24 protein-coding genes, 5 tRNA genes and 1 pseudogene are annotated in these 26,914 nt (G+C 60.8%); 6 read left to right on the top strand and 24 right to left on the bottom strand.

The window, feature by feature from the left end; all coding sequences use genetic code 11:
* Positions 1-52: 52 nt before the first annotated feature.
* Positions 53-2,287, bottom strand: a complete 2,235-nt coding sequence (locus NPS56_RS00320) for a DNA internalization-related competence protein ComEC/Rec2 (RefSeq protein ID WP_274072946.1) — start codon at positions 2,285-2,287, stop codon at positions 53-55.
* Positions 2,288-2,423: 136 nt separating this feature from the next.
* On the opposite strand from NPS56_RS00320, the gene NPS56_RS00315 reads away from it, so the two are divergent.
* Positions 2,424-2,939 (top strand): DUF2062 domain-containing protein, encoded by a 516-nt coding sequence (locus NPS56_RS00315; protein WP_274072945.1) that lies wholly within the window; start codon positions 2,424-2,426, stop codon positions 2,937-2,939.
* Between the two features lie 615 nt (positions 2,940-3,554).
* On the opposite strand, the gene NPS56_RS00310 is transcribed toward NPS56_RS00315, so the two are convergent.
* From NPS56_RS00310 to NPS56_RS00295, 4 genes are all read right to left on the bottom strand, one after another.
* Entirely contained in the window at positions 3,555-4,334 is a 780-nt protein-coding gene (locus NPS56_RS00310) for an ABC transporter permease (protein WP_274072944.1), read from the bottom strand.
* Positions 4,331-5,263 carry an ABC transporter ATP-binding protein gene (locus NPS56_RS00305; RefSeq protein WP_274072943.1) on the bottom strand — a complete coding sequence of 311 codons (933 nt, stop codon included), beginning with the start codon at positions 5,261-5,263 and terminating at the stop codon, positions 4,331-4,333. Before NPS56_RS00305 ends, NPS56_RS00310 begins: the two co-directional genes overlap by 4 nt.
* A 133-nt stretch (positions 5,264-5,396) precedes the next feature.
* A complete protein-coding gene (locus tag NPS56_RS00300) occupies positions 5,397-6,020 on the bottom strand; it encodes a glutathione S-transferase family protein (RefSeq protein WP_274072942.1) in 624 nt (207 codons plus the stop codon).
* Positions 6,021-6,063: 43 nt separating this feature from the next.
* Entirely contained in the window at positions 6,064-6,723 is a 660-nt protein-coding gene (locus tag NPS56_RS00295) for a transglutaminase-like domain-containing protein (RefSeq protein WP_274072941.1), read from the bottom strand.
* A gap of 248 nt (positions 6,724-6,971) precedes the next feature.
* Between NPS56_RS00295 and NPS56_RS00290 the strand changes: the two genes are divergently transcribed.
* Positions 6,972-9,419, top strand: a complete 2,448-nt coding sequence (locus NPS56_RS00290; RefSeq protein WP_274072940.1) for an acyl-CoA dehydrogenase — start codon at positions 6,972-6,974, stop codon at positions 9,417-9,419.
* Positions 9,420-9,500: 81 nt separating this feature from the next.
* The gene (locus NPS56_RS00285; RefSeq protein ID WP_007991629.1) at positions 9,501-9,908 is read left to right on the top strand and encodes a PA2817 family protein; all 408 of its coding nucleotides are present in this window, start codon (positions 9,501-9,503) and stop codon (positions 9,906-9,908) included.
* A gap of 89 nt (positions 9,909-9,997) precedes the next feature.
* On the opposite strand, the gene NPS56_RS00280 is transcribed toward NPS56_RS00285, so the two are convergent.
* Positions 9,998-10,996, bottom strand: a complete 999-nt coding sequence (locus NPS56_RS00280; protein WP_274072939.1) for a LysR family transcriptional regulator — start codon at positions 10,994-10,996, stop codon at positions 9,998-10,000.
* A gap of 91 nt (positions 10,997-11,087) precedes the next feature.
* Here NPS56_RS00280 and NPS56_RS00275 point away from each other — a divergent pair, with 91 nt between their 5' ends.
* Positions 11,088-11,714 carry an alanyl-tRNA editing protein gene (locus NPS56_RS00275; RefSeq protein ID WP_274072938.1) on the top strand — a complete coding sequence of 209 codons (627 nt, stop codon included), beginning with the start codon at positions 11,088-11,090 and terminating at the stop codon, positions 11,712-11,714.
* Between the two features lie 117 nt (positions 11,715-11,831).
* On the opposite strand, the gene NPS56_RS00270 is transcribed toward NPS56_RS00275, so the two are convergent.
* The 5 genes from NPS56_RS00270 to NPS56_RS00250 all read right to left on the bottom strand — a co-directional run bounded on the left by NPS56_RS00270 (position 11,832) and on the right by NPS56_RS00250 (position 12,397).
* Positions 11,832-11,907: transfer RNA gene (locus tag NPS56_RS00270), tRNA-Gly, on the bottom strand.
* 77 nt (positions 11,908-11,984) lie between these two features.
* Positions 11,985-12,060: transfer RNA gene (locus NPS56_RS00265), tRNA-Gly, on the bottom strand.
* Positions 12,061-12,063: 3 nt separating this feature from the next.
* A tRNA-Glu gene (locus tag NPS56_RS00260) sits at positions 12,064-12,139 on the bottom strand.
* A gap of 104 nt (positions 12,140-12,243) precedes the next feature.
* Positions 12,244-12,319, bottom strand: a tRNA-Gly gene (locus NPS56_RS00255).
* Between the two features lie 2 nt (positions 12,320-12,321).
* Positions 12,322-12,397 (bottom strand) — tRNA-Glu (locus NPS56_RS00250).
* Positions 12,398-12,783: 386 nt separating this feature from the next.
* Between NPS56_RS00250 and NPS56_RS00245 the strand changes: the two genes are divergently transcribed.
* Positions 12,784-13,542, top strand: a complete 759-nt coding sequence (locus tag NPS56_RS00245; RefSeq protein ID WP_274072937.1) for a hypothetical protein — start codon at positions 12,784-12,786, stop codon at positions 13,540-13,542.
* A gap of 121 nt (positions 13,543-13,663) precedes the next feature.
* On the opposite strand, the gene NPS56_RS31250 is transcribed toward NPS56_RS00245, so the two are convergent.
* The 3 genes and pseudogenes from NPS56_RS31250 to NPS56_RS00235 all read right to left on the bottom strand — a co-directional run bounded on the left by NPS56_RS31250 (position 13,664) and on the right by NPS56_RS00235 (position 16,524).
* On the bottom strand, positions 13,664-14,527 hold the full coding sequence (locus NPS56_RS31250; protein ID WP_425313616.1) for a methyl-accepting chemotaxis protein: 864 nt from the start codon (positions 14,525-14,527) through the stop codon (positions 13,664-13,666).
* Positions 14,522-14,749 (bottom strand): annotated as a pseudogene (locus tag NPS56_RS31245) (HAMP domain-containing protein); the annotation flags it as partial. The gene NPS56_RS31250 and the pseudogene NPS56_RS31245, both read right to left, overlap by 6 nt.
* Before the next feature lie 1,013 nt (positions 14,750-15,762).
* Positions 15,763-16,524, bottom strand: a complete 762-nt coding sequence (locus NPS56_RS00235; RefSeq protein ID WP_008062892.1) for an SDR family oxidoreductase — start codon at positions 16,522-16,524, stop codon at positions 15,763-15,765.
* Between the two features lie 235 nt (positions 16,525-16,759).
* Here NPS56_RS00235 and NPS56_RS00230 point away from each other — a divergent pair, with 235 nt between their 5' ends.
* A complete protein-coding gene (locus tag NPS56_RS00230; RefSeq protein WP_274072935.1) occupies positions 16,760-17,764 on the top strand; it encodes an NADP-dependent oxidoreductase in 1,005 nt (334 codons plus the stop codon).
* Between the two features lie 105 nt (positions 17,765-17,869).
* On the opposite strand, the gene pyrF is transcribed toward NPS56_RS00230, so the two are convergent.
* The 10 genes from pyrF to NPS56_RS00180 all read right to left on the bottom strand — a co-directional run bounded on the left by pyrF (position 17,870) and on the right by NPS56_RS00180 (position 26,654).
* On the bottom strand, positions 17,870-18,568 hold the full coding sequence (gene pyrF / locus NPS56_RS00225; RefSeq protein WP_274072934.1) for an orotidine-5'-phosphate decarboxylase: 699 nt from the start codon (positions 18,566-18,568) through the stop codon (positions 17,870-17,872).
* A gap of 146 nt (positions 18,569-18,714) precedes the next feature.
* Entirely contained in the window at positions 18,715-19,767 is a 1,053-nt protein-coding gene (locus NPS56_RS00220; protein ID WP_274072933.1) for an AI-2E family transporter, read from the bottom strand.
* Positions 19,768-19,837: 70 nt separating this feature from the next.
* The gene (locus tag NPS56_RS00215; RefSeq protein ID WP_274072932.1) at positions 19,838-20,644 is read right to left on the bottom strand and encodes a DUF4892 domain-containing protein; all 807 of its coding nucleotides are present in this window, start codon (positions 20,642-20,644) and stop codon (positions 19,838-19,840) included.
* 118 nt (positions 20,645-20,762) lie between these two features.
* Positions 20,763-21,617, bottom strand: coding sequence for an alpha/beta hydrolase (locus tag NPS56_RS00210; protein WP_274072931.1), 855 nt, complete (start codon positions 21,615-21,617; stop codon positions 20,763-20,765).
* A complete protein-coding gene (locus tag NPS56_RS00205; protein WP_274072930.1) occupies positions 21,614-22,420 on the bottom strand; it encodes an alpha/beta fold hydrolase in 807 nt (268 codons plus the stop codon). Before NPS56_RS00205 ends, NPS56_RS00210 begins: the two co-directional genes overlap by 4 nt.
* A 113-nt stretch (positions 22,421-22,533) precedes the next feature.
* Positions 22,534-22,977 carry a hotdog fold thioesterase gene (locus NPS56_RS00200; protein WP_274072929.1) on the bottom strand — a complete coding sequence of 148 codons (444 nt, stop codon included), beginning with the start codon at positions 22,975-22,977 and terminating at the stop codon, positions 22,534-22,536.
* Positions 22,978-23,009: 32 nt separating this feature from the next.
* Positions 23,010-24,665, bottom strand: coding sequence for an AMP-binding protein (locus NPS56_RS00195; protein ID WP_274072928.1), 1,656 nt, complete (start codon positions 24,663-24,665; stop codon positions 23,010-23,012).
* 134 nt (positions 24,666-24,799) lie between these two features.
* Positions 24,800-25,255 carry a phosphohistidine phosphatase SixA gene (sixA, locus tag NPS56_RS00190; protein ID WP_274072927.1) on the bottom strand — a complete coding sequence of 152 codons (456 nt, stop codon included), beginning with the start codon at positions 25,253-25,255 and terminating at the stop codon, positions 24,800-24,802.
* Positions 25,252-25,599, bottom strand: coding sequence for a DUF4389 domain-containing protein (locus tag NPS56_RS00185; RefSeq protein ID WP_274072926.1), 348 nt, complete (start codon positions 25,597-25,599; stop codon positions 25,252-25,254). The genes sixA and NPS56_RS00185 overlap by 4 nt, the downstream gene beginning before the upstream one ends.
* Positions 25,600-25,628: 29 nt before the next feature.
* Positions 25,629-26,654: an NAD(P)H-dependent glycerol-3-phosphate dehydrogenase gene (locus NPS56_RS00180; protein ID WP_274072925.1), complete on the bottom strand. Its 1,026-nt coding sequence runs from the start codon at positions 26,652-26,654 to the stop codon at positions 25,629-25,631.
* Between the last annotated feature and the right edge of the window lie 260 nt (positions 26,655-26,914).

Genomic DNA, 26,914 nt, shown 5'->3' with positions numbered 1-26,914 from the left:
GGCGCACCGAAGACTGTGATGTCGCATCCGGTCGGCCTTTGCTAACGCCCGGTTATTTGCCCGGGGGTGGTGGATCGCGCCAGAAGCGCCGTTCTTGACGCATCGCGCGTGGCGGCTCGAAACGCCCCAGTTGCAGATGAACGGCGCCTTGCTGCGCGCTGTCGTAGATCGCCGTGCCGCGATTTCGATAGCGGGCAATCACCACCGCATGCGGATGACCGAACGAGTTGCCCTGGCCACGGGAGATCAGCACCGCCTTGGGCTGCAAGACGTTGAGCAGCGCCATCGACGACGAACTGCGGCTGCCGTGGTGCGGGGCCTGCAACCAGTCGGTGGGCACGGCCAATGGGCTGTCGAGCAAGGCGCGCTCGGCGCTGCTGTCGATGTCACCGCTGAGCAGCAAGCGCTCGCCATTGGCTGTTATCTGCAAGACGCAGGAATTCTGATTGCTGTCCCTGGCCTGTGGCCAATGCCAAAGCCGGAACTCGACCCCGTCCCACGTCCATTGCCGGCCGCTCTCACAGCCCTCGGCCTGCAACCCGGCAGGCAGGTCGGCAGGTTCGCCACTGACCACCCGTTTCACCGGCAACCCATTGGCAACGGCCCGGGCGCCACCGGCGTGATCGGCATGGGCATGGCTGATCAACATCAGGTCAAGCTCCTTCACCCCCAGTTTGCGTAACGCTGGCAGTACCACCCGCGCGCCCTGGTCGAGATCTCGAAAACGCGGGCCAGCGTCATACAGCAGCGTGTGATGGCGAGTACGCACCATGATCGCCAACCCTTGGCCCACATCCAGTTGCCAAACCTCGGCAATGCCTTCGGGCAGCAGCGGCCGCGGTGGAAAAACCAGGAGCAGCAGCAAAGGCCACCCTAGCGGACGCAGGGGCACGCCTCGCGGCAGCAACAACAGAAAGGCACCCAGAGTGCCGAGGCCCCAGACCCACAACGGGATGGCCGCGGGCAGCCACGCGGGCACCTTGCCGGCGACCAGTGCCAGCGCGGTGAACAGCCAATCGATCAAACCGCCCGCCAGCCACAGTAACCACTCGCCGACGTGGGGCACCGGCAATAACAAAGTCCCGAGCAATGCCGGAGGCAGCACCACCAGGCTGATCCAGGGCACCGCCAGCAGATTGACCAGTGGGCCGCTGAGGCTGATCGGCAATCCCAGGACCAGCAAGAACGGGCCAAGGCCGATTGCGATCAGCCACTGGGCACGGGTCCAGGTTTGCCACCATGGCCAAGGGCCCAAGCGACCACCGAAGGTGAAGATCAACACCGCCACGGCCGCGAAGGACAGCCAGAATCCCGGCTGCAGACTCGCAAACGGGTCCATCAGCAAGACGCCATTGAGTGCCAGCAACAGCGGCCACCACGCACCCAGGTGACGAAAGCGCAGGCGCCACAGCAGCACCAGTCCAATCATCAGACAAGCTCGGCGAACCGGCACTTCGAAGCCGGCCAGCAGCCCATAGCCAAGGGCGGCCGCAAAAGCCAGGCCGCAGGCCCAGGGCAACCAAGGCAGACGGCCTGGCCACAAGCCAAAACGGGCAAGCCCGGCGATCAACAGATAGACCAATCCCGCCAACAGGCCGACGTGCTGCCCGGAAATCACCAGCAGGTGCACGGTGCCGGTGTCTTGCAACACCTGCCAGTCTTCGCGACTGAGGCCCGCGCCGTCGCCCAGCACCAACGCTGTCAGCACGCCCGTTCGCCCCTGGGCGTCCACAGCCTGCAGCCGCTGCCGCACACCGTCGCGCAAGGCCCACCGGGCTGGCGCCAGTCGCTCCCCGGCCTTGACGGTCCCGGTCGCACCGATGCGTTGCGCCAGCAGCCAGGCCTCATAATCGAAGGCATGGGGATTGAGCAAACCTACGGGTCGCTTCAGCTTGACCGCCAGCCGCCACTGTTCGCCGCTGTTGACCGGCGGGCCGTCGTACCAGGCCAGGCGCAAATGTCGCGGCAGGTCGCTGCGGCGTGACCGGCTGTCGGTCAGTTCGAAACGCACCACCCCTTCTGCGTTCTGTGGCAACCCGGTCACCCGCCCCTCAAGCCAGCGCGTTTCCCCGTCGAGGGTCGGCGCCAGCCGATCGTCCAGGGCCCATTGCGCATGGGCGCAAGCCCAACTCAGGCCGAACAGGAAAAACGCCGCCGGATACGTCCTGAACGGCAGCAAAATCAAACCTGCCACCGGCATCAACAACCACAACCAGACCGGCGGTAACACCGGTAAAAAACGCAAGGCCAACAGACCCAACGCCAGCGCCATCATCCCTGTGCGCATAAGCCCGTCCTTGAGAGTCCCGTCCCTAGGCATAGCCCGCGCAGGGCACGTCCGTCGTTAACAATTGTCACAAAGTCTGAATGGGCGCCTCATGGAATCCAGACATACTTGCCGACCTGACCGACCGAGAAGCCTTATGCCCCGGCGATTATTCAAACGTTACATGCCAGACCCGACCAGCATCAGGGAACACAAGTCCTTACGCTTTCTCGGCACCCTGCTGCATGACCCGAACCTCTGGCACCTCAATCGCCATTCCGTGGCCCGGGCCATGGCGGTCGGCCTGTTCGCGGCATTCCTGCCGATTCCATTGCAGATGCTGGTGGCGGCGATTCTTGCGATCATCGTGCGCGGCAACATGCCGATTGCGGTCAGCCTGGTCTGGCTGACCAACCCGATCACCATGCCGGCCGTGTTCTTCTGCACCTACCAGACCGGTGCCTGGCTGATGGACGTTCCGCCGCGCCATCTGCCGGACGAGCTGACCTGGGAATGGATCAGCGGCGAGCTCTCGACCTTGTGGCAACCGTTTTTGCTGGGGTCGGTGGTGACCGGGTTGGTGCTGGGGGCGTTGGCCTATTGCCTGGTGATGATGTATTGGCGCTGGTGGGTGGCGCGACAGTGGCGTCGGCGCAAGCAAAGTCGGCTGTGACAATGCAAAACGGCGCCATAAGGCGCCGTTTTGATTTGGAATGCAACGCGTACCACCAAACAACAAGGTCGAGCGTTAGCTCGCCTCGCTTTTGCTTTGGCTTTTGATCTTGATTTTCTTGCCCCGTCGAGAGGCCGAGTGGAGGTTCTGCGCAGTGGGCAAACCGGCATGGATGCCGGTTTAGCCGCCCTCGGCCCAGAGTGTGTAAAAACGCTTCGCCAAAATTTAACTGTGCGCGTCTACGTTCAATCTGAAATTTATTGGCCCGTCAACAGATGTGGATTTCGCATAGAAGCGCGATTTCCAGTCCGGTTTTGAGTACCTGTCGCGCTGAAAAACGTTTTTACACAGTCTCGGCCATGGATGGCCGATGGCGGCGGGCCCACGGAGCAGGACCGGAAGGAGGACATGTCGAGCCACAGCGAGGCACCGAACGTCAGGGGCAAGAGCCCTTGGTTACTTGGGGCCGGGCGGCGTTCCGTTTTTCCAAGTGACTCGCCGTAAGGGCGAAACCATAAGTGGCCGTTACCGCAGCAATGGATATGTACTCAGTCAAGCCGCCATCGCTGGCAAGCCAGCTCCTACAGTAGATCGGGTACATCCGCGAGACAATGATCAGGTACGCATTCCGCGCCCACTCACCAGCAACCGCGCACATCCCAGGTACAGAATCACAGTCGCCACCAACATGAACGTGATCGCGATACTGATCCGAATATCCGAAACGCCAAGAATGCCGTAACGGAACGCATTGACCATGTGCAATACCGGGTTGGCCAAGGATACGGTCTGCCAGAACGGCGGCAGCAACGAAATCGAGTAGAACACCCCGCCCAGGTAGGTCAACGGCGTCAGCACAAAGGTCGGGATGATCGAGATGTCATCGAAGTTGCGCGCGAATACGGCGTTGATGAAGCCCAGCAGCGAGAAGATCGTCGCCGTCAGCACCACCACCAGAACGGTCACGCCCAGGTGATGCACCTGCAAATCAGTGAAGAACAGCGACAGCAGCGTCACGATGATCCCGACCATCAGGCCGCGCAGCACGCCACCGAGGGTGTAGCCGATCAGGATGGTGTGCGGTGACACCGGCGACACCATCAGTTCTTCGATGGAACGCTGGAACTTGCTGCCGAAGAAACTCGACACCACGTTGCCGTAGGAGTTGGTGATCACCGACATCATGATCAGGCCCGGCACGATGTACTCCATGTAGGTGAAGCCACCCATGTCGCCGATCTGTCGACCGATCAGGTTACCGAAGATCACGAAGTACAGAACCATGGTGATCGCTGGCGGTAGCAGCGTCTGCGGCCAGATCCGGGTAAAGCGCCGGACCTCACGGTAAACGATGGTGTTGAGGGCAACGAGGTTGGGTTGCAGCTCGGAACTCATACCGCCACCTTCGACAGATTTTTCTCCACCAGGGACACGAACAACTCCTCGAGGCGATTGGTTTTGTTGCGCAGGCTCAGCACTTCGATGTTCTGCTGCGCCAGCTGAGTGAACAGCGCGGTGATGCCCATGCTTTTGTCCACCTGGACTTCCAGGGTGTGAGCATCGAGCAAACGAGAGGGATAACCAAGCAACTGCGGCGGCACGCTCACACTGCTCTTCAAATCCAGCAGGAAGGTCTCGACATGCAGTTGGCCGAGCAACTGCTTCATGCTGGTGTTTTCGACGATAACGCCGTGGTCGATGATGCCGATGTTGCGGCACAGCTGCTCAGCCTCCTCCAGGTAGTGCGTGGTGAGGATGATGGTGATGCCTTTCTTGTTCAGCTCGGTGAGGAAGGTCCACATCGAGCGACGCAGTTCAATGTCCACGCCAGCAGTCGGTTCGTCGAGGATCAACAGGCGCGGTTCGTGGACCAGCGCACGGGCGATCATCAGGCGTCGCTTCATGCCGCCGGAAAGCGAACGCGACGGCACATCGCGCTTGTCCCACAGACCAAGCTGGGTCAGGTACTGCTCGGCGCGTTCCTTGGCGACTTTCGCCGGGATGCCGTAGTAACCGGCCTGGGTCACGACGATATCGAAGGTCTTTTCGAACTGGTTGAAGTTGAATTCCTGGGGCACGACGCCAATGGAGCGCTTGAGCGCCGCCGGGTTCTTGTCCAGGTCGTGACCGAAGATATTCACCGTGCCGCTGGTCTTGTTCACCAGGGTCGACAGAATGCCGATGGTCGTGGATTTGCCGGCGCCGTTGGGGCCGAGCAAGGCGAAGAAGTCACCTTCGGCGACATCCAGATCGATACCACTCAAGGCCTGGAAACCGTTGCCGTAGGTTTTGGTTAGCTGCCGGATGGACAGAGCGGAACTCATATCGGATTACGCACCAAGAAGGGGAAGAAAGGGACAGATATGGGCGGGCGGCAAGCAAAACAACCGCGGCGCATGGACGCAATGGTGCTTGTCGCCGCCGCACAAGTACAGTCAAGTGTGTCGATAGTGAGTATTAAGTCAACGCGGTCATGACCGCCTTGCGATACGCCGGACGCTCTTGCAATCGTGCGTACCAGGCCTCCAGATGGGGCTTGGGCGAACGTTCGATCGGCATCTCGAACCAGGCATAAATGAAACTGCCCAGGGGAATGTCGCCCATGCCGATCTCGTCACCGGACAGGTAGGGCTGGGTCGCCAGCGCCTGGTCGGCCATCGCCAGCAGCGTCTCGCATTCCTTGATCGCCGCCTTGATTGCGGGCCAGTCCTGTTGCTCGGCTGGGGTGCGCACGACGCCCCAGAACACCGTGCGGAATGGTCCGGCAATACTGGACGTGGTCCAGTCCATCCACTTCTCGGCGCTGGCCCGCGCTTGCAGGTCCGCCGGATACCACGACGTATTCGCTGCATGCCTGGCCATCAGGTAACGCACGATGGTGTTGGATTCCCACAGCACGAAGCCATCGTCTTCAATCACCGGCACGCGGCCATTGGGGTTCATGGCGCGGTACTCGGGCGTATCGACCACACCAAAGGCACCGCCGGCGTCGATGGCCTCATAGGCCAGGCCCAGTTCCTCGGCGGCCCACAATGGTTTCCTGACATTCGATGAATTTTTCCGACCCCAGATCTTCAGCATGACCGCCTCTTTATGGATGAATGCGCAGGCAGCATACGCCGGATCAGGCGCGACTCAAATCGCTCTGCATGTCCCCCAGCAGCGCCGGCAGTTGTTCGTCGAACAGGTGCGGATAACACTTTTCGAGGTGTTCGAAGAAGAACTTTTCCGGCACGTCGCTGAACTGGCCGTGATCGATCATGTACTCCATCAACTTCTCGCCGTCGCGATTGTAGGGATGGAAAACGCTGTCGTTGATCCCGTCGAACTCCAGTGGCGCCACATTGAACAGGTCGCACAAGCCCTGGTTGAACGCAGGGGTGGCCTTGACCCAACGACCATTCAGATAAAGCTCGGTGTAGCCGTGCATGGCGAACACGTCGCTCTTGAGCAATTCGAGCAAGCGTGGAGTCGACAGATGATTGCGCACATCCGCCAAACCGATCCGCGCGGGTATGCCGCAGTGCCGCGCTGCACCGGCCAGCAGTGTGGCTTTCGGCACGCAATAACTTTCCCCGGCCGCCAGCGCATGACTGCCGCACAAGGTCTGCGGATCACGGCTGAAGGTATAGGGGTTGTAGCGCACTGCCTCTCGCACCGCGTAATAGAGATGGACCGCCTGCTCGAGCGGGTCGCGACTGGCACCGCGGTGTTTTTCGGCGAACTCCACCACACAGGGGTGGTCACTATCGATGAAGCGGCCGGGGCTCAGGTACTCGTGCATGCGGGCAATCTCCTTGAGAAGTCTCGAGTCTATCGAGAGGTTCAGCACAGAGATAACGACGTTTCGGCCAAACATGGGCGCTTTGTCGCCCGCTCAATGAACGATTTTTCACGGTCTGTCGCGCCTAAGGCCTACACAATCATCCAGGGTTTCCCACGATTTCCATCCCCTCGCTCTGACCACCCGGTTTTACGGATGCCGTCTAAGCTCTGTGGGTTGGTACGCCCTGGGTTCACGGAGGATTAAATATGCTGCTGTTGTGGATACTGGTTCTGGTTGTCGGGATAGCTTATTTAGCCCACCGTCGCATCGCGCCGCTGCCTGCCCTGGGCATCGTGGCTGTCTATCTGCTGGCAATGGGCGCGTTCAGTCGCGCGCCGGGTTGGCTGCTGTTGATTTTCTGGGTGCTGACCGCCGCCGTGGCGGCGCCCCTGCTTTTGCCTGACCTGCGCCGCAAGTTCTTCAGCGCACCGATGTTCAACTGGTTCCAGAAAACCCTGCCGCCGATGTCGGAAACCGAACGCGATGCCATCGAAGCTGGCACCGTGTGGTGGGACGGCGAACTGTTCAGCGGTCGTCCGGACTGGAACAAACTGTTGTCCTATCCCAAGGTGCAACTGAACGAAGAAGAACAGGCCTTCATCGACGGCCCGACCGAAGAACTCTGCGCCATGGTCAGTGACTGGCAGCTCGGTCAAACCATGGACTTGCCGGCCGAGGCCTGGGCTTACATCAAGGACCAGGGATTCTTTGCCCTGATCATCCCCAAGGAGTTTGGCGGCAAGGGTTTCTCGGCCTACGCCCATTCGCAAGTGGCGATGAAACTGGCCAGTCACAGCGGCGATCTCGCCTCCACCGTGATGGTCCCCAACTCCCTCGGCCCGGCCGAGCTGTTGCTGCATTACGGCACCGACGAACAGCGCAACCATTACCTGCCACGCCTGGCGCGCGGCGATGAAATCCCCTGCTTTGCCCTGACCGGTCCCCTCGCCGGTTCGGACGCCGGCGGCATGCCCGACACCGGGGTGATCTGCAAAGGCGAATGGGAAGGCAAGGAAACCCTCGGCCTGCGCCTGAACTGGGAAAAACGCTACATCACCCTGGGCCCGGTCGCTACCCTGCTCGGCCTGGCGTTCAAGGCCTATGACCCGGACCACCTGCTGGGCGAAGAGGAAGACCTGGGTATCAGTCTGGCGCTGATTCCAACCGACCTGCCCGGCGTGGACATCGGCCGTCGTCACCTGCCCCTGGGGGCGGCGTTCATGAACGGCCCGAACTCCGGCAAGGATGTGTTCGTGCCGCTGGAGTTCCTGATCGGCGGCCAGGAAATGCTCGGCAAGGGCTGGATGATGCTGATGAATTGCCTGTCCGTCGGGCGTTCGATCTCCCTGCCGGCGGTGGGCACCGGCATGGCCAAGTTCACCAGCCTGGTGACCGGCCAGTACGCGCAGATTCGCGAGCAGTTCAACGTGCCGATTGCCGCTTTCGAAGGCATCCAGGAAGCCATGGCGCGCATCGGCGGCAATGCCTGGATGATGGACGCCGCACGGATGCTGACCGCCAACGCGGTGGACCTCGGCGAAAAACCGTCGGTGCTGTCGGCGATCCTCAAGTACCACCTCACCGAGCGCGGCCGCGAGTGCATCAGCCAGGCGATGGATGTGCATGGCGGCAAAGCGATCATCATGGGGCCGAACAATTACCTGGGGCGCAAATGGAACGGCGCGCCGATCTTCATCACCGTGGAAGGCGCGAACATTCTTTCGCGCAACCTGATGATCTTCGGTCAGGGCGCGATTCGCTGCCACCCCTTCGTACTCAAGGAAATGGCCCTGGCCACACGGGAGGACAAGGACCAGGCACTCACCGAGTTCGATGGCCTGCTGCTCAAGCACATCGGCTTTGCCGTGGGCAACGCCGCCAGCACGCTGGTGTTGAACCTGGGTTTCGGGCACCTGGAGCACATGCCGGGCGACAAGCTCAGCCAGGGTTATTTCCGCGCGCTGAACCGTCAGGCTGCCGCCTTCGCCCTGCTCGCCGACCTCAGCATGATGCTGCTCGGCGGCGAACTGAAACGGCGCGAACGCCTGTCAGCACGGCTGGGCGATGTGCTGAGCAACATGTACCTGGCCAGCGCCGCGCTCAAGCGGTACAACGACCTCGACTCGCCGGAGTACATGAAGCCGCTGTTTACCTGGGCCATGGAGGAAAGTCTCGGGCACGGCGAGCGGGCCATGGATGAACTGCTCGACAACTTTCCGAACAAGGTGCTGGGCTGTCTGTTGCGAGTGATCGTGTTCCCGTTCGGCCGTCGCCACAAAGGGCCGTCGGACAAACTCGGCGCCGAAGTGGCGGCGGTGATTGGCCGCGCCAAGGGCGATCCGGCCCTGGAAGAAGTGCTGCTGGGTTGCTACCGCCCGCAATCGGTCGAAGACCCTGTTGGCGTCCTGCAGCACACCTGCAATCTGTTGGACGCTGCGCAACCCTTGCGCAAGAAACTGCACGTGGCGCTCAAGAGCGGTCAGGTCAAACCGGTCGCCGGGGAAAATGTCATCGAGGCCGCACTGGAAGCCGGCGTGTTGCAACCGGTGGAAGCCCAGACACTGCGTGAGGCCGAAGCATCGCGACGCAAAGTGATCGATGTCGATGCTTTCGATAAAGAGGAAATAGCCCTGACCGAGGGTAGCGTGCGCTGATCCATCCAGCTCTCGATCATGGGAAAATGCGCGCGGGAGCTTTATACTCCCGCGCCCGTTTTGCTCTTGAGGACTTATCTCGTGTCCAACATCGTTGCCGATCATCTCGTTTTGCTCGACCACTTGCGCAGCATCCTGGTCGCCGTAGGTGAGGCCGAACAGGTTCCCGAAGAAAGCCATGCCTTGTTCCTGGAGCGCTTCGACGAACTGCTGGCGTCACTGCCGATCGATCCGATCGAAAGCCAATACCTGGGCCAGGACATCCTGACTCAAGTCATTTCCCGTTATCCGCAAATCGCCCACCTGATCCCACGGGATCTGCTGTGGTATTTCGCCGGTGACTGCCTGCACTACTTGTCCGATGAAGAAATCGACCTGTACCAGGCACTGGAAGAGCGTCGTTTCGAAGCCGAACAGAATGACGAACCTTTCGACTGGAACCAGGAGAAACAGCTGCTGGCGTTGTCGAATCAGGACAGCAAGCACTGATACAAAAGATCGCAGCCTGCGGCAGCTCCTACAGGGGAATTGCGCACCACCTGTAGGAGCTGCCGCAGGCTGCGATCTTTGCTTTTGCCTCAGAACAACCCTTCACTCTCGGGCAACTCATACTCCGAAACCGGCGTACTCAGCGTGCTCGACTTGCCTGGCTTGCCCAACGTCGGCTCCTTCTCCAGACACTCCACCAGGTAATCAATCAATACCCGTAGCTTGGGCGGCAGGTATCGGGTTGGCGAATACAGCAACCAGGCGCCTCCGTGGTAGGACGCCAGGAACGTCCAGTCCGGCAGCACCTGCACCATCAACCCCTTCTCCAAGGCACGACGTGCGGTGAAATACGGCAGGCTGCCAATGCCGATGTGCTGCAACACCGCGCCAAAACGTACACCGGTGTGATTGGCGGCATACCGTCCGCGCACTCCGACGGTTACGGTTTTGCTGCCTTTCTTGAACTTCCACCGCGCATCGCTCGGGGTTTCGCCCAGGTAAAGGCAACTGTGGTTGAGCAGGTCATGGGGGTGAGTCGGCGTCCCGTGCTCGGCCAGATACTCGGGTGTGGCGCAGAGCAGATGGTCGATGCTCAGCAGCTGTCGCCCCACCAATCCCGCTGGTGGCCGGTCGGTGATGCGAATCGCCAGGTCGACGTGATCGTCGATCAGATCCACCTGACGATCCTCAAGCAACAACTCCACATCCACCTTGGGATAACGGCGCAAAAACTCCGGCATATGCGGGTGAATCACGATTCGGCCTACCGCTTTAGGGACGCTGATGCGCACCACTCCCTCGGGCTCATCAGTGAACTGACCACTGATTTCCATCACGGACCGGGCCGCGTTGACCATCTCCTGGCACCGCTTGAAGACCTCCTCGCCACCATCGCTCAATCGCAGCTTTCGTGTAGTCCGTTGCAGCAAACGGGTGGCCAGGGCCTTCTCCAGTCGCGAGATGCTGCGACTCACCGCCGAGGGCGAAGAGCCCAATTGCCGAGCGGCTTCGGAGAAGCTGCCGGTTTCGACGACCTTGACGAAAATCGCCATTTCACCCAGCAATGGCAGTGGAAGATTTATGCTCACAACGCAACAGTCCTTTGATGTTTGAACGGATTATCACGCTAATCCACGCTTCATATAATAAAAAATAGAAATTTGATTACGAGCTTGGAATATGACGCTTCGCCTCTTTTTCCACAGTGATGACCTCAAGGCCAATGTGGAAGTCCTGGACTGCGCACCTCACGAGAACGAATTCGCCGTGGTGCTGCGCGCAACCTTGTTTCACCCTCAGGGCGGCGGACAACCTTGCGATACGGGGTGGATCGGCGACAGCCGGGTACTGCGCGTAGTCCAGGATCCTGACCGGATCGTCCATTTCGTCGATCAGCCGGTCAACCCCGGCATGACCCAGATCCGCATCGACGAGCAACGTCGCCAGTTCAATACCCGCATGCATTCGGCCGGCCACCTGATTGGCCACTTCGTCCAGGCCATGGGCTGGATGCCGATCAAGGCGCATCACTGGCCCGGCGAAGGACGTGTGCAATTCAAACCGGCAGACTCGGCCCATGACGTTGACCCGCAGACCGTTCAGGACGGCCTCGAACAGTGGATCGCCCATGATCTGCCGCGCCTGACATCGCTGCGCGAAGGCGCCCGGGAAATCAGTTTCGGTGAACTGCCGGCCTATGGCTGTGGCGGCACCCATGTACGTAGCCTGAAAGACCTGGGCACGGTCACGATCTCGTCCCTTTCGCAAAAGAAAGGCACGTTGTCCGTCCACTACCACGTGGACTGAACCTGCGACGCGCCTATAAAGGCCCGCTCAGTCTGACTGGCGGGCCTTTTTTCTACGATGGACATAAATCGCGCACAAACAAAAACGCCGCTCAATGAGCGGCGTTTTTGTTAAATATGGAGCGGGAAACGAGACTCGAACTCGCGACCCCGACCTTGGCAAGGTCGTGCTCTACCAACTGAGCTATTCCCGCAAAAAGCATCCCCTGGGGGACTCTAACATCTGTTACAAACAAAAACGCCACTCGGTGAGCGGCGTTTTCGTCAAATATGGAGCGGGAAACGAGACTCGAACTCGCGACCCCGACCTTGGCAAGGTCGTGCTCTACCAACTGAGCTATTCCCGCAAATGGCGTCCCCTAGGGGACTCGAACCCCTGTTACCGCCGTGAAAGGGCGGTGTCCTAGGCCACTAGACGAAGGGGACACGCTGCCCGGAACACATGGTGTGTGTTTCGGTGCCCAGATCCGCATCCGAAGACTTGGTTCTGGTTTCACTCAGCCCTGCCCGAAAGCAAGACCGTTTAAAAATGGAGCGGGAAACGAGACTCGAACTCGCGACCCCGACCTTGGCAAGGTCGTGCTCTACCAACTGAGCTATTCCCGCAATGGCGTCCCCTAGGGGACTCGAACCCCTGTTACCGCCGTGAAAGGGCGGTGTCCTAGGCCACTAGACGAAGGGGACACACTACAACATTCACTGCCTGCTTCGTTTCGCTGTGTGCTTTACGCTGCAAGTGGCGCGCATTCTATGGATGGATTGAGAGGTCGTCAACCCCCTGTTATAAATTTATTTAAATCAATGACTTCGGACTGCTTTTAAGGCCCCTTGCGGTTTTCCGTCGCCCGGGGTCTGGCGCCTATATTCTGACACTCGCCAAGACGTTATAGTCGACGCCATGAGTGATGGCAATATGCTCCTGAGGTGCCAGCATTTATATAAGCGGGCTGCGGCCGATAAAACCTTGGCCACGCCGAGTCAAGCAGTCGAGCGGCTCCAGGCAGCTGGAGACCAAGCCACTACACTCGCATGCAAACCCTATAGAAGAGGTCTTACCGGTGACACCACTCATGATCACCCTGCTCGTCGTAGCCGGGATTGCACTCTTGATCGCCATTGGCTACATCAACCATGTGGTGGAAAACAATAAGCTGGAAAGGGCCCGTACCAAGGTGGAACTCAATGACCGTTTGCGTCGCTGTGGTGAGATCACCGAGACGTTTCCCGGCCAGTTGATGACGCCAGCGCTCAAGCTGCTGCTGACCCGCCTGGAGCTGAATGTTTGCCAACGCCTGTTGAACCTGGAAAAGACCAGCGCCAACCTCAAGGCACGGATAACCGAATTGGAGGCCCTGGTTGCCCAGGGCCAATCGATTCCGGTCAACAACCCGCCGGCACCGATCCAGACTGAAGCCAAGGCCAAGGACGTGCGTTTCCTGCTTGAAGCCCTGCATGGCCAGATCACCCGCGCGGCACAGGATGGTTTCCTTCCCCCCAACGAAGCCAAGGGCTGGATCCGTGAAGTGCGCCATATCCTTGTGCTGCTGCACATCGAGTTTTTCAACAACCTCGGCCAGCACTCCCTGCAGCAGAACCAGCCCGGCCAGGCGCGGTTGGCGTTCGAGCGTGGCGTGCAGTACCTGCGCAAGCAGCAGGACCCCCAGGTCTACGCCGAACAATTGCAATACCTGGAAAAACTCCTGGCCCGCGCCAACGACCAGGTCATGGACCGCATCGCTCCGGTGGAGGGCGATGTCAACCAATTGACCGAAGGCCTCAAGGACGTCGAGGCGGATGCGGACTGGAAGAAGAAAGTGATCTACGACTGATCACCGAGCGAACGTAGAAACAAGATCAAAAGATCGCAGCCTGCGGCAGCTCCAACAGTGGAATGCGATCCCTGTAGGAGCTGCCGCAGGCTGCGATCTTTTAGTGGCAGTCAGGCCTGCATCAGAGCCTGAAATGCCCCACCATCCCCTTCAACTCAACCCCCAACTGCGCCAGCTCGATACTCGACGCCGCATTGCCCTGCATCGCCAGCGAAGACTGGTCCGCACTCGCACGAATACTCGTGACGCTGCGATTGATCTCCTCGGCCACCGAGCTCTGCTCTTCGGCAGCCGCCGCGATCTGCTGGTTCATCTGCTGAATCAAGGACACGGCCGCCGCAATGCTCCCCAGCGCACTCTCGGTCTGCAGTGCATCGCTGACGGCCAGTTTCACCAACTCGCCGCTGCTCTGTATCTGCTGCACCGACGCCTGCGCCGCCGAGCGCAAGGCGCTGACCAGTCGCTCGATCTCCTCGGTCGATTGCTGGGTCCGCTTGGCCAGGGCCCGCACTTCATCGGCCACCACCGCAAACCCCCTGCCCTGTTCGCCGGCCCGGGCGGCTTCGATGGCCGCGTTGAGGGCCAACAAATTGGTCTGCTCCGCCACGCTCTTGATCACGCCGAGCACCGTGCCGATGTTCTGGATTTCCGCGCTCAGGCTTTCGATACTTGAACTGGCCGAAGTGGCGGATTCCGCCAGCTGTTCGATCCGCACCATGCTCTGACGCACCACCCGTTGCCCACTTTCAACCTTGCCGTCCGCCGTTTGCGCCGCCTGGGCGGCCTCCTCCGCATTACGCGCGACGTCATGCACGGTGGCGGTCATCTGGTTCATGGCCGTCGCCACCTGCTCGGTTTCTTCCTTCTGGCTGCTGACTTCGAGGTTGGTCTGTTCGGTCACGGCGGACAAGGATTGCGCTGACGTGGCCAACTGCTCGATGCCCGCCTGCAAACCGCTGACGATCTGGCTCAGCCCTTCGCCCATCTGCTGCATGGCTTGCATCAACTGGCCAATCTCGTCTCGGCGGGTCACTTCAACCTTGGCACTCAGGTCCCCGGCAGCGATCTGCTGCGCCACACCAATCACGGTGCGCAGCGGCGCGACGATCAAGCGGGTGATCACCCACGCCGCAATCAGGCCGACCAGCAAGGCCAGCACGGAAGAACCGAGGATCAGCAGAGAGTTGTTCTTCAGCTGCGTCTGCATCGACTGGTCTTCGGCGACATAGGCCTGATCCACCCGCTCCACCACTTGGGCAGCGCGTTGATGCAATTGCTGGTAGACGGTTTTTTCCTGTTCCAGCAGGCCGGTGTACTCGGCGAGCTTGTCGCTGAAACTGGCGATATGGCCGGTCACTTCATTGAGGACGGTCTGGTAGCCCTCATCCTTTACCGTGTTCTTGAGTTGTTCGGCCTGGGTCAGCGCCTGGCTGGCCTGCTCGATCTTGCCCTGTGCGGTGCTGTCGTCGCCCTTGCGGCTCTGGTCCAGGCGCACGCGCGCTTCGTTCATGGCTTGCAGCATCAACCGCGAAACCTGGCTGACCTGGCTGGCTTGCTCGATGAATTGCGCGCCGTCCTTGCCTTCGGATTCCTTCAGCGTATAAGCGCCGTCGTCGGCGAGCCCGGCTTGCAGGACGTCGAGGTTGTTGGCCACGCTGGACACCGACCAACTGGCCATTTCCAGCGCCAGGTCCTTGGCCTGGCTGAGCGAGACAAATTCGTCAAACGCCTTGCGGTAGGCCCCCAGGGACTGCTCGACGTCATTCATCACCGGTACGTTGGCCGCCGACGCCGCCTTGAGCTGCTTTGCCAGGTCGATCAGGCCGTCAACGCCTGCGTGCAGGGCGTCGACGGTTTTCGGGCTGCCGAGCAAGGCATATTCCTGCTCCAGCAGCCGCACCTTGAGCAAGCCGCTGTTGAGCGAAGACATCTGCTTGAGCCCGTCGAAGCGTTGGCTGATGGTGTGCAGCGACCAGACACCGATGGCCGCCACCAGGGCCGTCAGCAACAGCACCAGCACAAACCCGACACCCAGTTTTTTTGCCATACCGAGGTTGGCAAAACGTCCTTGCACGGCCGAAATCATTGCACTCAGTCCCCCGCCATTATCAATAGCGGCAGAGTCGCAACGGGCCTTTGGCAACACAAGTCTCTGGCGTCGCAATAATGGCAAAAAGCTACGCCCCCGTCGTTTTCAGAACGCTGGAGGTCGATCCGCAATCAAAACGCCGTAACCCCGCCATCCACGGCCAATGAGTGCCCCGTGGTGAACGCCGCGCCATCGCTGCACAGGTACAGCACCGCGCTGGCGATTTCCTCGACCTTGCCGATGCGACCCACCGGGTGCATGGCATTGGCGAACTCGCCTTTCTTCGGGTCTGCTTCGTAGGCGCGGCGGAACATGTCGGTGTCGATCACCGCCGGGCACACGGCATTGACGCGGATTTTTTTCTTGGCGTATTCAATCGCGGCCGATTTGGTCAGGCCGATGACCGCGTGCTTGGACGCCGCGTAGATGCTCATCTTCGGTGCAGCCCCGAGACCGGCCACAGAAGCCGTGTTGACGATTGCACCGCCGCCCTGGGCCAGCAACAAAGGCAGTTGATACTTCATGCACAACCACACGCCTTTGACGTTGACGCCCATGATCGCGTCGAACTCGTCGACCGTACCCTCGGCCAGTTTGCCCTTCTCGATCTCGATGCCGGCGTTGTTGAAGGCATAGTCGAGACGGCCGTAGGTATTAACCACTTCATCCATCAGATTTTTTACATCGCTTTCCAGCGTCACGTTGCAACGCACGAACGTCGCTTCGCCGCCTGCCGTGCGGATCAGCGCTACCGTGCCCTCACCGCCCGCGGTGTCCATGTCGGCCACCACCACCTTCAGGCCTTCGGCGGCAAACGCCTGGGCCGTGGCCCGGCCGATGCCGGCTGCCGCGCCTGTCACTACGGCCACCTGGCCGGAAAACGTCATGCTCATTGTTCTGTCCTCGAAGAGAAGTTTGCGGGGGGTCGCGTTTTTCCAGCATAGCCACAGCCCTCGCCGCCAGGCAGCACTATCAAAAGGCCGGTTGAGTCCCCATGCATCGCAGTGATGGAACTACCGTACCAACTATCACCGCACTGGATCAGACCTTATTCGCCGCATCAGCCGAACTTGCGACATCGACCCTGAGGGTCTATCAACAAGGTTTCATTCATCCTGAGTGCCTGCCATGACGTCCCAGACCAATCGCCAATTTCTCCTTGCCAAACGCCCGGTGGGGGCCGCGACCCGGGAAACCTTCACCTATCAGGAAGTACCGGTCGGCGAACCGGCTGCAGGCCAGATCCTGGTCAAGAACGAATACCTGTCCCTGGACCCGGCCATGCGCGGCTGGATGAACGAAGGCAAGTCCTACATCCCGCCGGTCGGTCTTGGCGAAGTGATGCGCGCGTTGGGAGTGGGCAGGGTCGTGGCCTCGAACAACCCCGGGTTCGCAGTCGGTGACTACGTCAACGGCGCCCTCGGCGTGCAGGATTATTTCCTCGGCGAGCCGCGCGGGTTCTACAAGGTTGATCCGCAACTGGCGCCGCTGCCGCGCTACCTGTCCGCGCTGGGCATGACCGGCATGACCGCGTATTTCGCGTTGCTCGACGTGGGTGCGCCCAAGGCCGGCGATACGGTCGTACTGTCGGGCGCTGCGGGAGCGGTGGGCAGCATTGCCGGGCAGATTGCCAAAATCAAGGGCTGTCGGGTCGTCGGCATCGCCGGCGGCGCGGACAAGTGCCGGTTCCTCATCGACGAACTGGGGTTTGACGGCGTCATCGACTACAAGAATGAGGATGTCGTTGCCGGACTCAAGCGCGAATGCCCGAAAGGCGTCGATGTGTATTTCGATAACGTGGGCGGCGATATCCTCGACGCGGTGTTGAGCCGCCTGAACATGAAAGCCCGGGTGGTGATCTGTGGCGCCATCAGCCAGTACAACAACAAGGAAGCGGTCAAGGGCCCGGCCAACTACCTGTCGTTGCTGGTCAACCGTGCGCGCATGGAAGGTTTTGTGGTGATGGACTACGCCGCGCAGTTCGCCGCCGCCGGACAGGAAATGGCCGGCTGGATGGCCAAGGGGCAGCTCAAGAGCAAGGAAGATATTGTGGAGGGACTGGAGACGTTCCCGGAGACGCTGATGAAATTGTTCAGCGGGGAGAATTTTGGGAAGTTGGTCCTGAAAATCTGAAGCTGTTCTGTAGGAGCCGGCTTGCTGGCGATGCGGGCGCCGCGGTCATTCAGATAAACCGCGGCGCCTGCATCGCCAGCAAGCCGGCTCCTACAGGTTTGGCATTTAGGCGAGTTCGGCCACTACCGAAGCCAACGCCTTGGCCGGATCCGCCGCCTGGCTGATCGGACGGCCGATCACCAGGTAATCGGAACCGGCATCCAGCGCCTGGCGTGGGGTCAGGATACGGCGTTGATCGTCCTGGGCGCTGCCCGCCGGACGAATCCCCGGGGTCACCAGTTGCAGCGACGGGTGCGCCGCTTTCAGCGCCTGGGCTTCCAGGGCCGAGCACACCAGCCCATCCATCCCGGCTTTTTCCGCCAGTGCGGCCAGGCGCAACACCTGCTCTTGCGGCTCGATGTCCAGACCGATCCCTGCCAGGTCCTCACGCTCCATGCTGGTCAGCACGGTCACGCCAATCAGCAATGGCTGCGGGCCGCTGCGCTTGTCCAGCACTTCACGGCAAGCCGCCATCATGCGCAGGCCACCGGAGCAATGCACGTTGACCATCCACACGCCCATCTCCGCCGCCGCTTTCACGGCCATCGCGGTGGTGTTGGGGATGTCATGGAACTTGAGGTCGAGGAACACTTCGAAACCCTTGTCACGCAGGGTGCCGACGATTTCCGAAGCACAGCTGGTAAACAGTTCCTTACCGACTTTGACCCGGCACAGTTTCGGGTCCAACTGATCGGCCAGCTTCAGTGCGGCGTCACGGGTAGGGAAATCCAGGGCGACGATGATGGGAGTCTGGCAGGCGGACATGAGTGGGCTCTCAGGCAAGTCGAAATCGGCGCGCATTGTAGCGGAAGCAACGGCCCTGCGGGACCCGATGATCGGTAAATCGTCGAGAACGCTCAGGCAAGACTAGTCTCTGCGGCAATTGTGTCGAGTTCGATACAGTCCACTGCTCAGCGACGGTCATCGACCCGCGCCTGGCTCTTGCTCCAGTCGGTCAACAGGCTATAAGCCACGGCCAGCAAGGTCGGGCCGATAAACAGGCCAATGAAGCCGAACGCGATCAAGCCGCCAAACACCCCAAGCAACACGATCACCAGCGGTAGATTCCCGCCCCGGCTGATCAGGTAAGGCTTGAGCACGTTGTCCACGCCACTGATGATGAACATGCCCCAGATGCCGAGGAACACCGCCATTCCGTAGTCGCCCTTCCAAACCAGCCAGGCAGTGGCCGGAATCCATACCAGCGGCGGCCCCATGGGAATCAGGCTGAGCATGAAGGTCACGATACCGAGCACCAACGCCCCGGGAACGCCGGCAATCAGGAAGCCGATCAGCGCCAGCACGGCCTGGGCCGCGGCGGTGCCGATCACACCGTTCACCACCCGTTGCACCGTGCCCGCCACCAGCTCGATGTAATACCCGGCACGGTGGCCGATCAGGCGCTCCAGCAAACCATGGACAAAGGCCGCCAACCGCGGGCCGTCGCGGTAGAAAAAGAACACGAAGACAATGCTCAGGGTCAGTTCGAGAATGCCGCTGCCAATCTGCGCGCTACGCGCCAGCAACCAGTTGCCGACCTGCCCCAGATAAGGCTTGAGCGACACCATCATCGCCGCGCCCTGCTGATCGATGCTGTTCCAGATCACCACCAGCCGCTCGCCCACCAGGGGAATGCTGCCCAGCCAGGTCGGCGCTTCAGGCAGGCCGTCGACCTGCACATCCTTGATGAACGCCGTGGCGTCGCGCACATGGTCCGCCAGGTTGAACCCGAGCCACACCAGGGGTGCCGCCACCAGCACCATCCAGCCCACGGTCAGCAAGGCTGCCGCCAGGGATTCGCGGCCATTGAGCCAGCGGGTCAGCAGGCGCATCAGTGGCCAACTGGCAAAGGCCAGTACTGCGCCCCAGAACAGGGCCGACCAGAACGGCGCCATCACCCAGAAGCTCGCGCCAAACAGCACCAGGAGCAGGATCTGCACCAACAGCCGATCGTTATTGATCATCACAGTCTCGAAAAAATCATGTCAGCAAAAAGAGTAGGCGAACACGCCCCGCGTGTTCGCCGTATAACGCCTAGCGCAGCAGTTTGATATGCAGGCCGGAACCGTCGACAGCACCGGTTTCCATCCGTGCCGCACGTACGCCCTGCTCGATCAGCGACTGACGCCAGGCTTCGGCATTGGGGCCGGAGACACTGACCCGCAAGGTGGTGTCCAGGTTCAGTCCCCGGGAGATCAAACGCAGCCAGGTGTCATCGGGTGTTTCAGTGAGCTTGGGGAAGTCGAGTTCGCCGGTGCTCTTGAGCTCGCGCAGCAAGGTCGCGGAGGTCGGCAGCAAATCCCCCAGCGGGGCGACGGCGTCGAATTGTTCGACGTGCAGATAGGCTTTGCGATTACCCCGGGTGATGCTGTAAAGCGCCACCAGCGTGTTTTCCCGAGGAGCGGCCAGGCGTAACAGCAGGTACGCCTGCTCATTATCGGCGCCATAGAGCTTGGCGTTGCTGAACACTTCGTTGGCCCACAGGCTGCTTTCGCCGCAATCGCGAGCCTGGCACCAGAACAGCAACTGCGCGTCCTGCTGCTGCAGCGCTTCGCGCGCTGCGGTGAAGGCCTCGGTGGACGAATGCTCCGCCGGCAACTCGTAGGTCACCGACGTGACATTCCCACGGGCACTGACCTGGCCGTCAAAGCGCAACTGGCCGCTGATCTTGCGAATCGAGCCGAGGGGGTAGATCCGCTCCAGCTCTGCCGCAGGGCGATAGTCGACGATCTGCGCATCGGTCATGCGCGGCACGATCGGCAGGTCCTGACTGCCGGGCAGATCGGCGGCTAACGATAGAGGACTGAAACAACAGAGCATCAGCAAACTGAATGAGCGCATGGATAGACTCATCGGATCAGCACGACCTTGTGGCCAATCGGGGGCGCAGCGGTGTAGAGGTCTATCATGGTTGTCTCCCTTTTCAACCCGCCCAGCCTCGACAGTTGCCCGGCGCAAGTCAAGGAATGACGAAGAACCGATTGAAACAGTCTGCGACAAGATCCGCGCCGGCTTCATCATTCAGGTGCAAATGATGGCCGCCTGGCAGCTGTTCACGGCTAAAGGGTAGACGCTCCAGCAACTCGTGGTGCTTGGCGAGCATGCCGTCCGCGGCGACCACCAGTTTCGCCGGGCAGGCGATCCGCTGGACGAAGGCCATGGCCTGCTCGGTGGTCAGGCGCAGTGGCGACGGCAGCGTGAGGCGATTGTCGGTGCGCCAGGTGTAGCCGCCCGGCACCGGCATCAGGCCACGCTGGGCCAGCAGCTCGGCGGCTTCGCGACTGACCGCCACCAGGCCTTTCATGCGTGCTTCGATGGCGCGGTCGAGGGTGCTGTAGACCGGCTTGCGCTTTTCCCGCAGGTCCAGCTGCGCCTGCAGGGCCATGCCCATGCGTTCGGCAGCGTTTTCGCCTTTGTCCGTGGGAGGAATGACGCCGTCAATCAACGCCAGGTGGGTGACACGCTCCGGAAACGAGCCGGCAATGATCAACGATGCGATGGCGCCCATCGAATGCCCAAGCAACGCAAACCGCTTCAGCCCAAGCTGTTCTGCCACTTGCAGCACATCGTGGGCATAGTCCCACATGGCGTAACCGGCGCCCGGCGGGCGGTGCCCCGAGTGCCCGTGACCGGCCATGTCCAGGGCGATGATGCGCAGGCCTTTGAGCTTCGGTGCCAGGCGGGCGAAGCTGTTGGCGTTGTCCAGCCAGCCATGCAGGGCAATCACCGGCAAACCGTCTTCGGGACCAAACAAGTGCGCCGCCAGCTCGATATGCGGCAGGCTCAGGCGGACTTCTTCGACGACATGGCTCATGCGCAATCCTGCTGTTGGCGACCGTCCCAGCGGCTGAACAGGTTTTTCAGCAGCGTGGCCGTGTCCTGCGGGCGTTCCAGGGGAAACATGTGACCGCCAGGCATGCACAGTGATTCGCCCTGGGGCATGCGCCCGACCGAACTGGCATGATGGCGCATCACCACACGACTGTTACGCCCGCGCACCACCGCCAGTGGCACTTTCAGCTGCCGGGTGCTGCCAGGACTGGTGTGCGGCACGCCACGGTAGATGCTGATTTCCGTGGCCGGGTCGAAACGCAGGCGCAGCTTGTCGCCAACCTTGTGCAAACCGTGTTGCAGATAAGCGTCGAAGCATTCCGGGTCGAAGCTGCGAAACAGGGTCTTGCCGGCGAAATAACGGCGGGCGCTGTCGAGGTCGGCGAACTCTTCACGACGTCCCAGGGTGCGACCGGCAGGGGTCAGGCGGTCGATGAAACCGAAACGCTTGGCCGCGCGGATGACCCATTGATCGGTGCGGGTCAGCACCGGCGAATCGAGCATCACCACACCGCGATACAACTCCGGGCAACGCAACGCCGCGTGCAGATGCAGTACGCCGCCGAAGGAATGACCGACGCCCCACACCGGCTCCGGCTGTTGCTGCAGGTGGTGGATCAGTTCATCCACCAGGTTGTACCAGTTGTCGTCCGCCGGGAAACGCGGGTCGTGGGCGTGCTGCTCCAGATGCGTCACCTGATATTCGGGCGCCAGCGCCGCGAACAATTTGCCATAGGTACCCGAAGGAAACCCGTTGGCGTGGGCGAAAAATATCTGTTGCGACATACGGGTCGATCCATCAACGAAAACAGAGGTCGATTGTCCGCAAGACCACGTCCCGCAGCAATGACCGTAACTGACAGGAATGATGACAGTCCGGTCAAAGCCATGGCTGGCGATCAACGCGCTGGCGGATTCTCGCCCAAAGGCACCACCGCCATGGTCAGCCGCGACACGCAACTGGCTTTGCCTTCATCACTGGTCAGACGGATATCCCAGACATGGGTCGTTCGCCCGATGTGAATCGCCTTGGCCACCGCCGTCACCCGCCCGCTGCGCAGACCGCGCAAATGGTTGGCGTTGATTTCCAGGCCCACACAATAGAATTTGCTGGTATCGATGCACAGGTAGCTGGCCATGGAACCGACGGATTCAGCCAGCACGACGGAAGCGCCGCCATGCAGCAAGCCATAAGGCTGGTGGGTGCGATGATCGACGACCATGCTCGCCGTCAGGGACTCTTCATCGAAGGCTTCGAAACGAATGTCCAGCACTTCGCCGATGGTGTTTTTCTGGATGGCATTCAACTGTTCGATGTTCGGAGCGGTACGCCACAGACTCATAGCAGATTTTCCTTGTTGATTTTGTTCGTGACTCAATCCTGCCACAGCACCGCTTCGCTGTGCTCGCTCCATTCTTCGAAGCGGGCGCCGTAAGCGGCTTCGATCACGTTGCGCTTGATCTTCAGGGTCGGCGTGAGAAAGCCGTTTTCCACCGCCCAGCTGTCCTTGACCACTACCAGTCGGCGCAAGCGTTCGTGCTTGTCGAGGGCGTTGTTGACCTCTTCCAGTAGTCTTTCCAGGCTTGAATGCAATCCGGCCCGCGCCTCCTGTTGCCCGACGGCCGAGAGCACGCACAGGCCCAGCGGCGCACTCAAGCCATCACCGACCACGCACACCTGCTCGATGCGCGAATGCACCGCCAGGCGGTTTTCGATGGGGGCCGGGGCCACGTACTTGCCTTTGCTGGTCTTGAAGATCTCCTTCAGGCGCCCGGTCAGGCGCAGGTTGCCTTCGGCGTCTTCCTCGCCCTTGTCGCCGGTGCGCAGGAAGCCGTCCTCGGTGAGGGTGTCGGCGGTTTTCTGCGGCTCCTTGAAATAGCCGAGCATGGTCGCACCGCTGCGCACCATGACCTCACCTGATTCGTCGATGCGCACCTCGACGCCCGGGCAAGCCTTGCCGATCCAGCCCGGTTTGTTCTGTCCCGGCAGGCAAATATGCGAGTAACCGCAGCTTTCCGTCATGCCGTAGACCTCCAGCACGTCCAGTCCGAGTTTGCGGTACCACAGCAGCAAGCTCAGCGGCACCGGGGCGGCACCGGACAGGGCTACGCGCAAGGCATCGAGCCCCAACCCGGCGAGGACTTTGTGCCCGACCCGCTTGCCGATAATCGGCAGGCCGAGCAGGAAGTCCAAGCGCTTTGCCGGAATCTTGCTGTACACGCCCATCTGGAATTTGGTCCAGATGCGCGGCACGCCAAACAGCGCCGTTGGCCGGGCACGCCGAAGATCAGTCAGGAAGGTATCGAGACTTTCGGCAAAAAAAACGCTTTGCCCCGTATAGATCGAAGCCAATTCAACGAACATCCGTTCGGCAACGTGGCACAACGGCAAATACGACAACAATCGATCCGACTCATTCAGGCCGAACAGTTGCGTGCCGCGCGTGGTGGCGAACCCCAGATTGCCGAAGCTGTGCATCACGCCCTTGGGCATGCCGGTGGTACCGGACGTGTAGATGATGGTCGCCAGTTGATCAGCGGCGGGCTTGGGATCGTCCTGGATCGGCGAGCTGCGTTGCAGGTCGGCCCAACTGAAATCGAAGGTGCCAGGCGGGTGCAGCGGCAGGCTGATGGTCGGCAGATCGGGATTGACGCCCCGCGACATGCCAGGCCAGTCGTCGAGCTTGCCGATGAAGGCCAGCGTCGCTTCAGAGTGTTCGAGCACCTGGGCCAACGATGCGGCGGTGAGGTTGGGGTACAACGGCACCGAAACATGCCCGGCCATCCAGATCGCCAGGTCGGCAATGATCCAGTGTGCGCAATTTTTTGAGATCAGGGCGATGTGACTGCCTTGGGGCAGTTCCCGCGACCGCAGCCAATGGGCCGCGCAACGAGCCTGGTGCCCGACGTCCTCCCAGGTCAGGGTCTCGACCTGCCCACCGCCCACTGGCTGGACAAGAAAGCGCTGGCGGGGATGACGGGCCTCGCGCTCGTAGAAGATGTCCAGGGGCAAACGAGAAGCAGCAGGCATGGGACTCGCTCCTTTATTTTGGTCTGGAGCAAGCGTAGTCAACCAAGCAAGTGCTTGGTTAACTTTTTTAGAGAATCAAGAGCAAAAGATCGCAGCCTGCGCCAGCTCCTGCAAAAGGCTGCGATCCATTGCTTTTACGGGTGCTTGATACCGTTGAGCTTCATGGAGCCGACCAACAGTTCATCGCCCTTGAGTTCCGCCAGACCGGCAGTGCCGACTCTCTCCGGCGGATGCCCGGCACCATGTTGCAGGTAACTCAGCAGATTCCCCACCAAGGGGTTGTGACTGACCAGCAGCACGTCGCTGACCGCGACCATCTGTTCGGCCACTTTGTCCGGTTCTGTGTCAGGTGTCAGCCATTCAACAGTGCGGATTTCCGGTTCGAAACCCAACGCGTCTCGCACCAGTTGCGCGGTTTGCTGCGCTCGCAGGTACGGACTGGCGTAGATGGCGGTCAGCGGCTGGCCGATCAAATTTGCAGCGGTGCGCAGCACTTCCTCACGTCCGTGCTCCGTCAATTCCCGCTCCGAATCGTGGGGCTTGGAACCGTGTGGCACGGCTTCCCCATGACGCAATACCCAGAGTTTCATAGTTTGGGTTCCTCATCCCGGGCCGGATGTGGCGCAGGCGCCACGGCGTGGGGCGCTTCACCTTCCGGCGTACGCGGCGTCGGCCAATCGGCGAACGGCCAGGGTTTCTGGTCGCTATGAAAACTGCCGAAACGACCGATCTGTGCCAGGAACTGGCTCAGACTGTCGCCGAAGTTCATCAGGCTGGCGCTCGGGGCGCCATAAATCAAACGATAGATCAACTGCACCAGCACCACAGCGCCAAGCATGAACTGCGCCACCTGCCACACCAGCAGGAACACCACCATCCACAGCACTCGAAGCAGAATGGACTCGTATCTGGCTTCTACTTTTTGATCACTCATGTCTCGCTCCGTTCCTGTGAAGTAGTTTTTCAGTTGAAGCCGCTGGTAGAGATAAAGTCGACATCGGTCTTTGGCTCGCCGCGCATCAGCAGCCCGATCACCTGCTCCAGCGTGCGCCCTTCGAACAGAATGGCGTGCAGCCCGGCGACCAACGGCATGTACACGCCAACCTCCTGGGACTTGGCCTTGAGCACCTTGAGCGTATTCACGCCTTCGGCGACTTCGCCCAGGCGATTGACCGCCTCGTCGAGGCTCAAGCCCTGGCCGAGGGCGAACCCGACCTGATAGTTGCGGCTTTTTGGCGACGAGCAGGTCACGATCAGGTCGCCCACGCCCGCGAGGCCAAGGAACGTCATCGGGTTGGCGCCCTGATTCACCGCGAAGCGCGTCATTTCCGCCAGCGCCCGGGTAATCAGCATGCTCTTGGTGTTTTCGCCCATGCCCATCGCCACCGCCATGCCGGCGATGATCGCGTAGACGTTTTTCAACGCCCCGCCCAGTTCCACGCCAAAACGGTCGGCGCTGGCATACACACGAAAGGTGCGGCCGTGCAACACCTCCTGGACCTCCTGGCAGAGCTCTTCGTCTTCACTGGCAACCACCGTGGCGGTCAACGCGTGCTCGGCGATTTCACGGGCCAGGTTCGGACCGGACAACACACCAATGCGTGCCAGTGGCGCGATTTCTTCGAGAATCTGGCTCATCAGCTTGAACGTGTGGGCTTCGATGCCCTTGGTCAGGCTCACCAGCATCTTGCCGCTCAAGCGATCGGCGTGCGGGGCCAGCACCGAGCGCAATGCGCTGGAAGGGAGTGCAACGAAACTCAGTTCGCAGGCCTCCAGGGTGGCCAGCAGATCGTTGACCGGTGTCACGCCGGGCAGAATCTTGATGCCTTTTAGGTAACGCGGGTTCTCGCGATTGACCCGGATGGCCTCGGCCTGTTCGGGGTCCCGCATCCATTGCAGGACTTGATGACCATTTTCTGCCAGCAGGTTAGCCACGGCGGTACCAAAACTTCCGCCTCCCAAGACCGCGATCGGGCGCTGTTCAGTCATATGCAATCCATTAATCCAATACCAGTGGCGATGCCGGCATTATACGGCGCGCCCCCGTGTCGACCAGTCCCTGCTTCAATTACCGACGTGCAGGGGAAGAAGTCCGGCAAAACCGAAGAAAATGCCTACATCGCGACTGGAAAACTCATCGGGCTCGGTTAACATGCGCGCCATCATTCGTTAACAAGAATGCGGCAATTATCAACAATAACTATAAAGAGCGTCGGATGATGTATTTCAGCGCAGAGCTGGCGTTTTAA

The organism is Pseudomonas putida (assembly GCF_028682635.1).
Taxonomy (GTDB): Bacteria; Pseudomonadota; Gammaproteobacteria; order Pseudomonadales; family Pseudomonadaceae; genus Aquipseudomonas; species Aquipseudomonas putida_AE.
Note: the sequence above shows the minus strand (reverse complement) of the source record. Positions and strands in the feature narration are given on the sequence as shown.